The 14,696-nt window shown below is 73.4% G+C and carries 11 protein-coding genes; all 11 read right to left on the minus strand.

Annotated elements, in window-relative coordinates:
* Nucleotides 1–46: 46 nt before the first annotated feature.
* On the minus strand, nt 47–1,039 hold the full coding sequence (gene holA / locus Q343_RS0111335; protein ID WP_029253695.1) for a DNA polymerase III subunit delta: 993 nt from the start codon (nt 1,037–1,039) through the stop codon (nt 47–49).
* Nucleotides 1,040–1,076: 37 nt separating this feature from the next.
* Nucleotides 1,077–2,396, minus strand: a complete 1,320-nt coding sequence (locus Q343_RS14110; protein ID WP_155990730.1) for a ComEC/Rec2 family competence protein — start codon at nt 2,394–2,396, stop codon at nt 1,077–1,079.
* 173 nt (nt 2,397–2,569) lie between these two features.
* The gene (locus Q343_RS15630) at nt 2,570–3,427 is read right to left on the minus strand and encodes a helix-hairpin-helix domain-containing protein (RefSeq protein WP_052367140.1); all 858 of its coding nucleotides are present in this window, start codon (nt 3,425–3,427) and stop codon (nt 2,570–2,572) included.
* Between the two features lie 90 nt (nt 3,428–3,517).
* Nucleotides 3,518–4,387 (minus strand): DegV family protein, encoded by an 870-nt coding sequence (locus tag Q343_RS0111350; RefSeq protein ID WP_029253698.1) that lies wholly within the window; start codon nt 4,385–4,387, stop codon nt 3,518–3,520.
* Between the two features lie 7 nt (nt 4,388–4,394).
* Nucleotides 4,395–7,778 (minus strand): ATP-binding protein, encoded by a 3,384-nt coding sequence (locus tag Q343_RS0111355; protein ID WP_155990731.1) that lies wholly within the window; start codon nt 7,776–7,778, stop codon nt 4,395–4,397.
* Complete coding sequence (locus Q343_RS0111360) at nt 7,775–8,443, minus strand: DUF4194 domain-containing protein (protein WP_029253700.1); 669 nt, start codon at nt 8,441–8,443, stop codon at nt 7,775–7,777. Before Q343_RS0111360 ends, Q343_RS0111355 begins: the two co-directional genes overlap by 4 nt.
* The gene (locus tag Q343_RS0111365; protein WP_029253701.1) at nt 8,440–9,930 is read right to left on the minus strand and encodes a DUF3375 domain-containing protein; all 1,491 of its coding nucleotides are present in this window, start codon (nt 9,928–9,930) and stop codon (nt 8,440–8,442) included. Before Q343_RS0111365 ends, Q343_RS0111360 begins: the two co-directional genes overlap by 4 nt.
* A gap of 4 nt (nt 9,931–9,934) precedes the next feature.
* Nucleotides 9,935–12,814: a leucine--tRNA ligase gene (gene leuS / locus Q343_RS0111370; RefSeq protein WP_081829782.1), complete on the minus strand. Its 2,880-nt coding sequence runs from the start codon at nt 12,812–12,814 to the stop codon at nt 9,935–9,937.
* Between the two features lie 107 nt (nt 12,815–12,921).
* Complete coding sequence (locus tag Q343_RS0111375) at nt 12,922–13,545, minus strand: vitamin K epoxide reductase family protein (RefSeq protein WP_043110012.1); 624 nt, start codon at nt 13,543–13,545, stop codon at nt 12,922–12,924.
* Between the two features lie 135 nt (nt 13,546–13,680).
* Nucleotides 13,681–14,376: a metal-dependent transcriptional regulator gene (locus tag Q343_RS0111380; RefSeq protein WP_052367142.1), complete on the minus strand. Its 696-nt coding sequence runs from the start codon at nt 14,374–14,376 to the stop codon at nt 13,681–13,683.
* 107 nt (nt 14,377–14,483) lie between these two features.
* The coding region (locus tag Q343_RS15300) for a hypothetical protein (protein WP_029253705.1) at nt 14,484–14,696 on the minus strand (213 nt) is incomplete at its 5' end.

Here is a 14,696-nt window from a genome sequence, read left to right on the forward strand (position 1 = left end):
CAAGGCGTCACCCGGTCGGGTGGCGCCTTGCGCGCGTCCCGGGCCTCTACCGCGCCCTGGCGTTCCGCGCGATCACCAGCACCGCCCGCTCGACCGCGTAGACGGGATCGCGCCCACCACCCTTGACCTCCGCGTCCGCACGCGCCACCGCGCCGATCGCCTCGGCGAGCCCGTCAGGAGTCCACCCCCGCAGTTCCTTGCGGGCCCGGTCCACCTGCCACGGCGCAAGCCCGAGCTCACGGGCGGTCACGCCGCCGCGCATCGCGGACACCTTCGCCAACGCCCGCAGCTTCATCGCCAGCGCCGCGACGAGCGGTACCGGGTCCGCGCCCGTCGCCAGGGCGTGCCGCAGCATCGTCACCGCGTCACCCGCTGCGCCGGCGACCGCCGCGTCGGCGACCCGAAAGCCCGTGGCCTCGACCCGTCCACCGTGATACCGGTCGACGAGCTCGGCGGTGATCGTCCCGGTGCTGTCGGTCACGAGCTGCGTGCACGCGGCAGCGAGCTCGCGCAGGTCGTTCCCGAGGGCGTCGACGAGGGCCCGGACCGCGGCCGGCTCGGCCTTGCGCCGCGCGGCCCTGAACTCCTGCTCGACGAACGACACCCGTTCGGGGTCCTTCTTCAGCGGGTCGCACGTCACGACCGGAGCCCCCGAGGCGGTGATCGCGTCGAGCATCTTCTTGCCGCGCTGGCCTCCCCCGTGGACGACCACGACCGTCGCCTCCGCATCCGGCGCCGCCGCATAGGCGACGAGGTCCGTGACGAGTGCGTCGGTACAGGCCTCGGCACCGCGCACGACGACGACCGACGGGTCGTCGAAGAGCGTCGGGCTGGTCGCGACGGCGAGCATTCCCGCCTCGTACGTCGCGCCTTCGACGTCGATGCGGTCCGTCTCCGGGTTCTGCTCCCGTGCGAGCTCGAGCACGCGCGCCACCGCACGATCCGCGAGCAGCCCCTCGGTCCCCCGGATCAGGATCAACGGTGCGGGGGCGACGGTGCGCCAGTCGACGGACGAGCGGCGGGCGGTGGCGGCGGGCATGGCACTAGCGTGCCACGAGCCACCGACCGGCCGACGCTCACGGGTCGGCACGCTCGTCGAGCGGAGGTATCGCACGGCGCAGGCCCTCGACGCCCACCGCCGTCAGGACGGCGAGTCCCGCCGCGCCGAGGAGCCCCTCGGGCCACGTGAGGCTCGCTCCCGGCAACGCGGCGAAGACCTGCGCGACGAGGGCGATCCACCCCGTCGCCAGGCCGGCGCACCAGGCGATCAGGGTCGCCGCCGCGGGCCACCACGGAGCCACGGCCGTGGCCGCGAGTCCCAGGATCGTGGCGGGGGCGAGAGCGACGCACGCGAGGAGGTTCGCGGGGACCGCGTACACCGAGACGGACGGCTCGAGCAGGATCAGCACCGGCCCGCAGACGAGCTGCGCCGCCACGGGCACGGCGACCGCGAACGCGAGAACCCGGGGTCCCGGGATCCGGCGGGCGATCGGTCCGGCGAGCGTCACCAGCCCCGCGGTCGCCACGGTCGACAGCACGAACCCGTAGGACCGGGCGAGCCACGGATCGAGCACCAGAAGAACGACGACCGCCGCGGACAGTCCGGGCACCGCGGCAGCCGGCCGCCGCAGGACGAGAGCCAGGAGACCGACCGCACCGGTGGCCGCGGCCCTGACGACGCTGGGGTCGGGGCGCACCAGGAGCACGAACGCGGTGAGCGCGGCGCCGGCGACGAGCACCCGGGCGCTGCGCCGCAGCCGGAGCCCGCCGCAGCACCACGCGACGGCGGCGACCACGACCGCGACGTGTCCGCCGGAGACCGCGGTGATGTGTGTCAGGGAGGTGACGAGCATGGCGTCGGTGACCTCCTCCGGCACCCTCGTGGTGTCTCCGATCGCAGCGCCGGGGACGAGTCCACGAGCCTGCGGGGACAGGCCGTCGGTCGCCGACAGGAGGTCCGCCCGCACGTCGGCGACGACGCGGAGGAGCGCGCGGGCCGGCGCGGTCACGACGAGGTCGTCGGCGGACAGCTCGGGACCCCGGATCCCCTCGCCCAGCACACCGCTCGTGGTGATCGTGTCGCCGACGACCACGTCCTCAGGGCCGAGACCGCCGACGACGTCGAGCGGGGTCCGGACGGCGCACCGCACGGATCGGTGCTCGACGACCACCATGTCCAGACCGCGACGCCAGCGCGTGGCGCCGAACCCGGTGGTCGGCACCGGGTCACCGACCACGACCGCGTCGACGCTCACCCACCCTCCGGCCGCGGCGATCGCCCGCACGTCGCACCCGCCGCGTGCTGCGAGGTCGACGGCCGCGACCGCCAGGACCGACGCGGCGGTGAGGCACGAGCAGGCCAGCAGGGCACAGGCCCGGCCGACGCGCCGAGGCACTGGCCCCGGCGGGCCGGTGCGATGGAACACGCAGGTGACTGCGAATGCGCCGATCGCCAGCCCACCCAGGGCCCACGCCACCCGGCCGACAGGATCGGGCGTCGGCTCACCGACCGCCCACCAGGCTGCACACCACGCGCCGAGCGCCACGGGGACCAGCCGTGCATCCGGTCTCACGTCGTGGCCAGGTCCCGGAGTCCTTCGAGCACGGCGTCCCCGATCCCGCTCACCTCGACCAACTCGTCCACGCTGGCGAACGGCCCGTGGTCCTCCCGGTGCCCGACGATCCGTGCAGCGAGCACCGGACCGACACCCGGAAGCCCTTCCAGTGCGCCCGCGTCCGCGGTGTTGACGTTCACCAGGGCCGGCCGGCCGGCCTCGGCCGACGAACCCGGATCCGCGCCCGACGCCACCGGGACCTCCTCCCCCGGTGCAGGAACGTAGATCTGCTCGCCGTCCGCGATCTCCCGCGCGAGGTTGAGCGCCGCCAGGTCGGCCGTCGACGTCGGCCCACCCGCGGCCGCGATCGCGTCGGCCACCCGCATCCCTGCGGCGAGGTCGACGAGACCGGGCTCCGCCACCTCGCCCACGACGTGCACGACGAGTCCGGGCCGCGGGGACGACGTCGGAACCGGCTGGTCGTCCCCCGGAGCCGCAGGAGCGGACTCGGACACACGACCGGCAGGCGGGGACCCGTCCTCGCCTGCCGCGACCGCGTCCTGCCCGTCCACGCCCGCGTCCTGCGAGGCGCGGGGCAGCGACCGCACCTCTCCGAGCGGAACCTGCTCGGCCCGACCGGGGCCCAGCAGGAGCACCCCGACGGCCAGGATCAGCACGGCGAGCCCGGCCGAGACCGCCGTCCGCAGGTCCATGCCGAGCCGAGGGCGGACGCGCCGCGGACGGCGAGGGACGTCGTCGAACCCCGTCTGCGCTCCCGGGTCGCCGTAGGCCGCGCGGTAGGCGCGCGCGGCGCCGTCGAGCGGGCTCGTCCGCGCGGTGCCGATGCTGTCGAGTCGATCGCCGGGTCTCACCCTCGCACGCTAGGCGGCTCTCCGTCTGTCGCCCGCGAGACCCGGTTCACCCGTGGACGGGCATCGCGATCAGCACGACTGTGGACGACGCTAGGAGCCTGGAACCGCTCCGACGTCGGCCACCATCACGCCCAGCACGCCCTCGCCGACGTGCGCCCCGACGACGGCGCTGACCGACGCGACCTCGACGTGCACGCCGAGCCGTCGAGCCAGGTCGCCCGCGACGTCATGAGCCCGGTCCGGATCACCCAGATGGTGCACGGCCACCAGCGGGTACGAGCACCGCTCGGTCTGCTCGACCGCGGTCGAGACCAACCGGTCGACGGCCGCCGCCCGCGTGCGCACCTTCTGCGCGACCACGATCCGCCCGTCCCGGACGGCCAGCAGGGGCCGCACCCCCAGCACGGTCCCGAGCGCCGCGGCGGGGCCGCTGAGCCGACCACCACGGCGCAGATGGTCGAGCGACTCGACGAGGAAGGTGGCCGAGCTCGTGCTCGCGACGGCGAGCGCCCTCCGCTCGACGGCACGAGCGCTCGCCCCGCCGCGTGCCGCACGGGCGGCCTGTGCCGCGGCGAAGCCCAGCGCCATCGCCGTCGTCCGGGAGTCGACGACGCGCACGGGCACGGGCGACCGCGTGGCGGCGAGAGCCGCGGCGTGCACCGTCCCGGAGAGGTCACCCGAGAGGTGGACGGACACTATCGCCCGAGCACCCGCCCGCGCCACGCGCTCGTAGACCTCGAGGAACTCCTGCGGCGAGGGCTGCGACGTCGTGACGGACGTACCGGCCCGGAGCTGTTCCGCCACCTCGTGGTCGGTGACGTCGACCTTCTCCCGGAACGGCGCGCCGTCGACGATCACGTGGAGCGGGACGACGTCGGTACCGTGGTCGAACCCGTCGGGGAACGACGCGGTCGAGTCGGTGACGACGGCGACGCGCGCGGCGGGGTCGACGGAGGTCACGCGACCATCATCGCAGGGCCGTCGCCGGGGCCGGCTCCGGCGCCCCGACGAGCGTCACCAGGCGAGACCTCCCCCGGTCGTCCTTGACGGCCTGCAGGACGACGTCGACGTGCGGCTCGAGCGCGCCGACCTTGTCGAGCGGCGCCCCGATGACGAGCTGGAAGCCGAGCCCCCGCCAGGCTCCGACGGCACGCCCGGCGAACCGCGCGTCCGCCTTGATGAACGCCTCGTCGAGGAAGACCGGGGCGTACCGCGGCCGTGCCGCGCCGGCGTCGCCGAGCTGGTAGCGCAGCGCGGCTCCCACGATGAACGCGACGAGCTCCTGCGACTCCCCTCCCGACTTGCCCGCGATGTGGTCGTAGACGCTGACGTGGGTGCCGTCGAGGTCCACGCACTCGGCACTGATGCGCACGTGGTCCCGGACGTCGACGAGTCGCCGCCGCTCCGGGCTGTCCGGACGGATCCGGTCGATCAGTCGCGCCATTCGGTCGAACCGCCGGGTCCGCTGCGCCGCCGTCTGCTCGCCGGGGTCGGCGGCAAGGTCGCGCAGCGCACGGCGGAACGAGGAGATGTCCGCGGCCTCGGTGACCGTCGCGGTGATCCGCAGCCGGTGCTCGTCGTCGCGGAACGGCAACGTCGAGAGGATCGCGTTGACCGGCTCCATCCGCTCGCGGATCTCCGCCACCGACCGGGTCATGACCGAGTTCAGGAGCGTGAGGTCGTTGCCGCTGAGCCTGCCGATGGTCCGCGACCACCGCTCCTGCAGCTGGTAGAGCTGCTGGTGCTCGATCTCCTCGTAGACCCGGAGGAAGTCCGCGTAGGACGCCTCGGGGTCCGTGCCCAGGTTCGGGTTCGGCCACGTGTCGCAGAACCGTTCGAAGATCGCCCCGAGCGCGGCGCGCGCGGACCGACCGGACTCCACGGCCGCCTCGCGGTCCCGCTCGAGCTCGCGCACGACGGCGTGGGTGGCCGCAGAGAACGCCGCCACGCTCGTGGCGGGTTCCGCCAGCACGGCGTCGAGCGCCGCGTCGAGCCGCGCCGTCTGCTCGGCGGTCCCGACCGACGGGCCGTCGTCGGCCTGCGCGACGGCGTCCGTCACCTCGTCGACGAGGTCGGTGATGGCCGCCCACTGCTCGGCGAGCGCCTGAACCTGATTCTCGGCGTCGGCCCGCTCGCGGTAGAGGGCGGTGAGCCGGGTGCGGATCCGCTCCTCGTCGTCCTGCAGGGCCTGCAGCACGTCGGAGCCCGCGAGCAGCGCGTCGCGCCGGGAGGTGCGCTCGGCGAGGGCCGCCTCGGCCCCGGCCACGTCGACGTCCTCCCACGCGACGGCGAGGCACTGGGTGTACGCGACGACACGGTCGGTCTCCGCCGCGTCTCCGTGACGAGCCTCCTCGGCCGCTGCCTCGGCCTCGCGCAGATCGGTGCGCGCCGCCGTGATCTCCTCGGTCAGCGTGTCCAGCCGCGCGGCGTTGCTGAAGCCGAGCACCGACGCACGCCGACCGCCGCCGTGCGCGCCGCGCCGTCCGTCGGAGACCTGCCCCGTCCTGGTCAGGGCGCGCGGGTGTCGGGACAGCTCGCCCGGGTCGTCGACGCAGACGTGGTCGAACCGCTGGTCGAGGCGCTCGGCCAGCCATCCTCCGAACGGTCCCGCCTTGACCTCGACACGGCCCGGCAGCGTCGCCGGGTCGGCGTCGTCCGCCAGCGGCAGACCCGTCTCGGCCCCCTCGAACCGCACCCGGCGTCGCAGGTCCACGGAGTCGATCGCGCTCCGGAAACGGTCGAGCCGTGCGTGGTCCACGAGCACCACCGTCGCGAACCCGCCGAGGGCGGTGCCGATCGCGTCCCGCCACGGCTCGTACGCGGGGCGGACCTCCAGCAGCTCCGCGACGAACGGCAGCTCCTCGGGCGCCAGGCCGGCTGCCTCGGCCAGCGCGCAGCGCGCTGCGTCGTCCTCGGCGCCGACGTTGCCGCGCCGTCGGGAGAACGACTCCTTCTCCGCCTCCAGCGCGACGAGGCGACGGCCGACGTCGCTCGCGTGCTGACGCGCGGCGAACGTGGCGGACTCACGGGACGCGGCCCGCTCCGACCTGTTCTCGACGAACGCCCGGCCCTCACGCTGGAGCCGCGCCAGCTCCGGCTCGGAACCCACCGTCCTCCCCAGGACGTCGAGCGGCGGGTCGAGAGAGGCACGAGCGGTCCGGACGGCCTCGAGCCGTTCGGCGGCGCGGCGTACCTCGCGCTCCGCACCCTCGACGGCGTCGCCGCCCTGACGGGTCCGTGCCGCGCGGGCCTCGTCGAGCTCGCCCTCGGCGGTCGTGATCCGGGCGGCCGCAGCCGCACGCCGCTCCTGCGCCGTGCGATGGGCAGCCCGGTTCGTCGCCTCCTCGGCCCGCACGAGCGCGAGGCGTCGTGCGTCCCGCCAGGCGGTGAACGGCGTCGGACCGCCGCCGGTCGACGCGCCGGCCGCACCGAGCCCGTCGAGGAGCGCCACGGATGCGGCGGCCTCGTCGATCTGGTCCCGCAGACCGATCATCGGGCGCAGCACCTCGACCTGGCGGGTGGCCGTGAGCATCTCCTCCCGGACCGCCGCGAGCTCGTCGAAGTGCTCGACCGCCCGCTGCGCCACCGCCAGGGTCTCGGGCTCCTCGAGCACCATCGCCTTGTACAGCGCGTCGACCGTCGTGATGGCCTGGCCGGCCTGGATGCGTCCGAGCAGCTGCATCGCCTTGTGCCCGTCGCCGGCGGCACCGATCCCCAGGGCGGCGTGCAGGCGGGTGGCGAACGCGACGTCCGTGTCGAAGAGCGAGAGTCCCGCGTCCGCCAGCCCGGGCCGGGCGAACCGGCCGGGCGCGAGATCCTCGAGCCGTCGGAGGTCGAAGACCTCGTCGGCCGTCGCTCGCACCACGACGCACTCCTCGTTGCGCTGGGCGTCGCGCGGCACGTACCAGGCCCGCAGCGCCGTGAGGGCGGAGCCCGACTGGTCCGTCCAGGTCATCGAGATCGCCGACCAGGTGTCCACGCCGTCTCCGCGCAGCACGCGGTCCCGGGACGACGTCGACCCGTCCTCGCGGGACTCGTCCACCTTGCCGCGGGCGTAGGACAGGACCGAGCGCTGCTCGCGCCCGCGGGCACGCCCGCTGGTCGTGCCGTTCGACGCCCCGTTGAACGGCGTCGTGTGGCTCATCATCAGGGCGATGTACGCGTCCAGCAGGGTGGACTTGCCCGACCCCGAGGCTCCCGAGAGCAGCGTCGCCCCACCGGAGAACCGGACCTCGTGGTGGCCGTGGTAGCCGCCCCAGTTGACCAGCTGCATGCTGTGCGCGGTCCACTGCCGCCCGTCCGAGGCGGCGGGGATCAGCCCGAAGAGCGAGTCGTTCATCCGGGCGCTCATGCGAGGGACTCCTCGGTGTCGGCGGACTCCCCGTCGGCGGCCGTCAGCCACCGGGTGAGCTCGGTCAGTCGCTCGACCGGGAGCAGGATCTCCACGACCGGAAGGATCCGGAACCGGCCCGGCGCGACCTCGTCGAGGACGTGCTCCCGGACGAGCGTCGCGACCGCGTTGTCGATCTCGCGCCGTCGGGCCGCGAGGTTGGTCTCGTCGTGCGCCAGGAAACCGAGCGCGTAGTCGACCATCTCCTCCGCGTCCACGTAGGCCGCCCGCTCCCCGGCCCCGTGCTCCTGCCGGAACTGGGTCCGGACGAACAGCATCAGCAGCGTCTCGACCCGCTTGTACGGCTCGTCCCGCAGCAGCACGGCGTGGCTCAGACCGTCGTCGCGGACCTGTCGCTTGTACGCGAGCTCGAAGTCGCGGTCGACGACGAGGTCGATGAACATGTCGTGGCACCGCGACTCCAGCACCTGCTGGTGGGCGAGCAACGACCGCCACTCCGCTGGGTGGTCAGCCGCAGAGACGTACCGGCGCTGCAGCACCAGCGCGAGAGCACGGCGGGCCTCGTGCGGCAGCGTCCCGGTGTCCCCGGCGAAGATCGCCGGCTCGTCGTCCTCCATCGGACGGCTGACGACGAAGGAGTCGTCCTCGTTCACGGTGTCGGTCACTGCTCGTCCCCCGTCGTCGGCCCGGTGACCGCGACCCGCGGCACCACGAACTCTCTCTCGCTGCCGTCCGCCCGGACGGCGACGACGCGCTCCAGGTGGCTGGCCGGAACGTCTCCCGACCCGGCGTCGTCGTACGCTCCACGCTCCAGGTACCCCAGGATCTCGACCGGCCGCCGGAGTGCGACCGGCCCCGCGGAGAAGGCCGCCGCGACGGTCGTCGGCCGACCGAGCGCCCTCAGGTGCGCATCGACGTCCGCGTGCCGCGGTCCGCCCATCGCCCGGACGCCGTCGAGCTCGGCATTCGCGTCGACGACGTCGTCGTCGGTCCAGTCGTCGAGGCCTTCGGGCGGGGTCTCGGGCCGCAGGTCGTGCAGCGACGTCCGCAGCTTGCCGAACCGCGCACGCTCGAACCAGCGCAGCGGATCGACCCGGGCCGCACGCCCCGACGTCGGGAACCAGTCGGCCATCGCCGAGGTCGCCTCGCGCAGCGCGCGGTCGAGCTCTCGGTCCCGCAGCGGGTTGTGGTGCCGGATCTGCGCCGTCACCGTCCGCGACGACCGGACCTGTGCGGCGAGCACCACGTCGATGGCGGAGACGAGGCGGGTCCGCAGCCCGCGGAGCGCCGCACGACGCTCCGGCGGGAGATCCGCCGTGAAGTCGTGGGCCAGGAGGACGGCCACGCGCTCGTCGAGGGCCGCCAGCAGGGCAGGGTCACCCAGCAGCTCCATCGCACCGGCGAAGGCACGACCCTCCGGCGTGCGTTCCAGGAGGGTCTCGGAGGCGTCCAGGTACTCCTCGACGACCGTCCCGGTGGCCCGCTCGTCCTGTCGCAGGCCGGAGACGATCTCGCGCTGCAGCTCGACGACGGCCTCGGCGACACGGGCGAAGTCCGCCGGCAGCTCGCGCACCAGCAGCAGCAGATGGTCGAGCTGCTCGACGAGCCGGTCGTCCTCGACGGCGACGACGTCTCCTCCCGCCTCGAGCCGGGCGAGCTCCTGCTCGGCGCGGTCGATCTCGCCGCGCAGCTCGCGCATCCGTGCGTCGCGGTCGGGCTCGGCGTCCCGGGCGAGCTCCTCGAGCGCGACGACGAGAGTCCGGATCCGCGACTCGCTCACCAGGGCGCGGGTGCCGCGCGCACGGTCGACGAAGGCCAGCGCCTCCGCCGCATAGCTGCTGAGCTGGTAGTGCTCGGCGCCGCCGTCGTCGAGCGAACGCACGAGCCATCGCTCGCGCACCCACCGGGTGCACAGTACGCGGGCCGGGCCCGTCAGGGCCACCTCGTGCCCGGTGTCGTGCAGCTCGACCAGCAGGTCGTCGACCTCGAGGTACATCTGCTCGGCGGCGACCGACGGCCGCTCCGGGGTGAACACGGTCGCCAGCACGGCGACGACGGACGGGGCCTGCTGCTTGTGCAGCAGGCCCAGCGTCGGCATCCGGAACGCCCGCTCGGTCCCGGCGAGAGCCCCGAGAAACCTCGCCCCGCTCAACGGTTCAGACGACCACGTTGACGAGCTTCGGCGCACGGATGATCACCTTGCGGATCTCCGCGTCGCCGATCTGACGCTGCACGTTCGGCTCCGCGAGGGCCGCGGCGCGCAGGTCCTCCTCGGAGATGGACGGCGAGACGGTGATCTTGCCGCGCACCTTGCCCTTGACCTGCACGACGCAGGTCACCGACTCCTCGACGAGGTACTCGTCCAGGGCGGTCGGGAACGGCTCGTGCGCGAGCGACTCCGCGTGCCCGAGCCGCTGCCACAGCTCCTCGGCGATGTGCGGCGCGACCGGGGCAGTCATCAGCACGAGCGGCTCGACGGCCTCCCGCGGCACCTCGCCGAGCGACGTCAGGTGGTTGTTCAGCGTGATCAGGCGTGCGATCGCGGTGTTCGGCCGCATCTCGGCCATCTCGACGGTCACGTCGGCGATCGTCCGGTGCACCGCGCGCAAGGTCGCGGCGTCCGCAGGGGTCTCGACCACGGTGGTCCGGCCCGAGGTCTCGTCCACGACGTTGCGCCACAGCCGCTGCAGGAAGCGCTGGGCCCCCACGACGGCGCGGGTCTCCCACGGGCGTGACAGGTCCAGCGGACCCATCGACATCTCGTAGACCCGGAACGTGTCGGCGCCGTACTGCTCGTACATCTCGTCGGGCGTGACGACGTTCTTCAGGGACTTGCCCATCTTTCCGTACTCACGGGTGACGGTCTGGCCGTTCCACGTGTACGTCGTCGTGCCGCCGTCCTCGTGCTCCTCGACCTCGGCGGCCGGGACCGGCTGTCCGCGGTCGTCGCGGAACGCATACGCCTGGACGTAGCCCTGGTTGAAGAGCTTGCCGAACGGCTCGAGGGAGCTGACATGGCCGAGGTCGTGCAGCACCTTGTGCCAGAAGCGTGCGTAGAGCAGGTGCAGGACGGCGTGCTCGACGCCGCCGACGTAGAGGTCGACGCCCCCCGCAGGGCCCGACGAGGCGTTGTGGTGCGCACCGAGCCAGTACTTCTCGAGCTCGGGCGACACGACGTGCTCGTCGTCGGTCGGGTCGAGGTAGCGCAGGTAGTACCAGCACGACCCCGCCCAGTTCGGCATCGTGTTGGTGTCGCGCCGGTAGGTCCGCGGGCCGTCGCCGAGGTCGAGTTCGACGTCGACCCAGTCCTGGTTGCGGCCGAGCGGAGGTTCGGGCGACGAGTCCGCGTCGTCGGCGTCGAACACCCGGGGCGCGTAGTCCGGGACCTCGGGCAGGTCGACCGGCAGCTGGTTCTCGGGAACGGCGAGGGGACGCCCGTCCTCGCCGTACACGATCGGGAACGGCTCGCCCCAGTAGCGCTGGCGCGAGAAGAGCCAGTCGCGCAGCCGGTAGGTGACCGTACCGGTGCCGGCGCCCCGCGCGTCGAGCCAGTCGATGACGGTCCGCTTGGCCGTGGCGACGTCGAGGCCGTCGAGGGTCACACCGTCGTCCGACGCCGCGGCCGAGTTGACGACGAGTCCGTCACCGGTGAAGGCCTCGCCGCGGTCGAGCGCGTCGACGTCGCCGCCGGGCGCGACGGTGTAGATCACCGGCAGGTCGAACGCCTCGGCGAACGCGAAGTCGCGGGCGTCGCCGCCGGGCACGGCCATGATCGCGCCGGTGCCGTAGCCCATCAGGACGTAGTCCGCGGTGAAGACAGGCACGGCGGCCCCGTCGACGGGGTTCGAGCCGAAGAGGCCCGTGAAGACGCCCGTCTTCTTGCCGGCGTCGGCCTGGCGCTCGACCGCGGTCTTCGCGGCGGCCTCGGCCCGGTAGGCCGTCACAGCCTCCCGCGGCGTCGCGTGTCCGCCGGTCCAGGCGTCCTTGGTCCCCTCCGGCCACGCGGCCGGCACCTGGTCGACGACCGGGTGCTCGGGGGCGACGACCATGAACGTCGCCCCGAAGAGCGTGTCAGGACGCGTCGTGAAGACCTCGATCCCGTCGACACCCGGCACCGCGTCCTGGGCGGACGCCGAGGGCTGCAGTGCGAACCGCACCTGCGCACCCTCGCTCCGGCCGATCCAGTTGCGCTGCATCGCCTTGACCTTCTCGGGCCAGTCGATCAGGTCGAGGTCGTCGACGAGACGGTCCGCGTAGGCGGTGATCCGCATGTTCCACTGACGCAGGCTGCGCTGGAAGACCGGGAAGTTCCCGCGCTCGGACCGCCCGTCCGAGGTGACCTCCTCGTTCGCCAGGACCGTGCCGAGACCTGGGCACCAGTTGACCGGCGCCTCGGAGACGTAGGCGAGCCGCTGGGAGTCGACGACGTCACGCTGCTCCCCCGCGTCCAGATCGGCCCAGGACCGGCCGCCCGGCACGGCACGGGTCCCTTCCGCGTACTCGGCCTCGAGCTCCGCGATCGGCCGTGCGCGGCCGGTGCCGCCGTCCGGGCGCACCGCGTCGACGTCGTACCAGGAGCCGAACATCTGCAGGAAGATCCACTGCGTCCACCGCACGTACTCGGGATCGATCGTGGCGAACGTCCGGCGGGGGTCGTGGGCCAGGCCCATCCGGCGCAGCTGGCGGCGCATGTTGACCATGTTCGCCTCGGTCGTCGTGCGGGGGTGCTGGCCCGTCTGCACGGCGAACTGCTCCGCAGGCAGGCCGAACGCGTCGTACCCGAGCGTGTGCAGCACGTTGTCGCCCTGCATGCGGCGGAACCGGCCGACGACGTCGGTCGCGATGTACCCGAGCGGGTGGCCCACGTGCAGGCCCGCGCCCGACGGGTAGGGGAACATGTCCATGATGAAGAACGGCGGACGGTCGCCGGCGTGCTCGCCGTTGCCGTCCGTGAGCGCGCCGGACGGGTTCGCGGCGTAGAAGGTCCCGCTCGACTCCCACCGGTCCTGCCAGCGGAGCTCGATCTCCTCGGCCATCGCCGGGGTGTAGCGGAAGCTCGGCTCGCCGGGGGCTCCGGCTGCGTCGGTGGACCGTGGGGTTGTCTCAGGCGTACTCACACCGGCAATCGTACCGGCGGGCAGGGCTAGAACGATGCGACGATCACGTCGCCCATCGTGATCATCACCCACAGCAGGACGGCGACGTACAGCAGCGCCAGACCCACCCACCGGTTCTGCACGAGAGCGCGCCGCAGCCCCTCCCCGACGCTCAGGTCGCGCTCCTGGACGCAGTAGACGAGGTGAAGCCAGAAGATCGGGATCGTCACGGCCCAGACGACCATGCACCAGGGGCACAGTGCACCGAGCACGTACAGGCTCGTCCAGATCGCGAACACCACGAAGCCGAGGCCGACGGTCGCTCCGACCAACAGCGCCAACCGGTACCACCGCGGCAGGGTCGCGCCGGTCAGGACGACGACCGCGGTGGTCACGACGACCGCGAACGCTGCGATCCCGACGAGCGGGTTGGGGAAGCCGAGCAACGACCCCTGCCAGGAGCCCATCGCAGGCCCGCAGGTCGCCCAGGCGCTCAGGTCGCAGCTCGGGACGTAGCTGGGGTCCTCGAGCGTCCGGATCCGCTCGATCGTGAGCTCGAACGACGCGTAGAAGCCGATCAGGCCGCCGACCAGGAGGACCCAGGCCCACACGCGGGTCGAGAGCCGGGACCCGCTCGCGGCGGATTCGTCGATCTGGGTGTCGTCGCTCACGCGGCACTCCTCGGTCGGGGGCGTCGTCGGCCCGCGGTCATCGCACGCCGGGTGCGTGCGCGGTTAAGGTAGCGTCGCATGCTGGGTACCCGCTGGACGTTCCACCGGTCGGCCGTGTCGCCGACCGCATCGCACTCAGGCGCGCAGCGAGACCCAGATCGAGGACACGGCGGCGAGCCCGAGCTCCAGGGGTTCGGGTGCCGTCGTCCCGTCCGTGTCCGTGGTGCGGACGCGGATCGCCCCCGTCCGCTCGTCGCGCGCGAGGAGCTCGATCCCGACGTCGAGATCTATCCCCTGCTCCGCGAGCGTGCGCAGGACCGCGGGGTCCGCGTCGGAGATCCTCGCGACGACACCCTGGGTGCCGGCCGACACGTGCGCCAGCAGCTCGGCGTCGACCCGGCGCACCTGCCCGTCGCGGGTGGGGATCGGGTCGCCGTGCGGGTCACGCACCGGGTGCCCGAGCAGGTCGTCGATGCGGTCCACCATCCGGTCCGAGACCGCGTGCTCGAGGACCTCCGCCTCGTCGTGAACCTCGTCCCACCCGTAGCCGAGCGTCTGGACGAGGAACGTCTCGATCAGACGGTGGCGGCGGATGATCTCGACGGCGTGGTCCCGGCCCCGCGCGGTGAGCTGGACGGCACCGTAGCGCGCGTGGTCGAGCAGGCCCTGTGTGGCTAGCCTCCGGACCGTCTCCGAGACGGTCGACGCCCCGACCCCGAGTCGCTCGGCGAGAAGCTTGGTCGTCACCGGCTCGTCCGACCACTCCTGGGCCGACCAGACGACCTTGAGATAGTCCTGGGCGACGGCGGTGAGGGTCACGGGTGGCTCCACGTCCCGCAGCCTAGGCGATGAGTCTCCGCGGTGGGCAGCGAACGCGGGCGTGGGTCTTGCCGCGGTTGCGGCAGGACCCACGCCCGTCCTTCATGTGTCTGGCAGGGTTACAGCGACCCGACACCCCCTGCGTCGTCGTGCCCGTCGTGGCGGCGGCGCAGGCGGCCGCTGCCCAGCAGGGCTGCTCCGCCGATCAGGAGCAGGAGCACCAGGGCGGCCAGGGCGGCGATCTGGGCACCGGTGACCGGGAGCGAGGGGCTCGGCGGCGTCGGCGGCGTGGTCGGGGGTGTGACGGTGAACTCGTGCTCGTCGCACGGCTG

This window comes from Paraoerskovia marina DSM 21750 (assembly GCF_000701465.1).
Taxonomy (GTDB): Bacteria; Actinomycetota; Actinomycetes; order Actinomycetales; family Cellulomonadaceae; genus Paraoerskovia; species Paraoerskovia marina.

What these genes read in the sequence shown, in the direction of transcription:
- holA (WP_029253695.1), bottom strand. Translation starts at nt 1,039, where the DNA reads ATGCCCGCCGCCACCGCCCGCCGCTCGTCCGTCGACTGGCGCACCGTC.
- Q343_RS0111355 (WP_155990731.1), bottom strand. Translation starts at nt 7,778, where the DNA reads ATGAGCGCCCGGATGAACGACTCGCTCTTCGGGCTGATCCCCGCCGCC.
- leuS (WP_081829782.1), bottom strand. Translation starts at nt 12,814, where the DNA reads ATGGCCGAGGAGATCGAGCTCCGCTGGCAGGACCGGTGGGAGTCGAGC.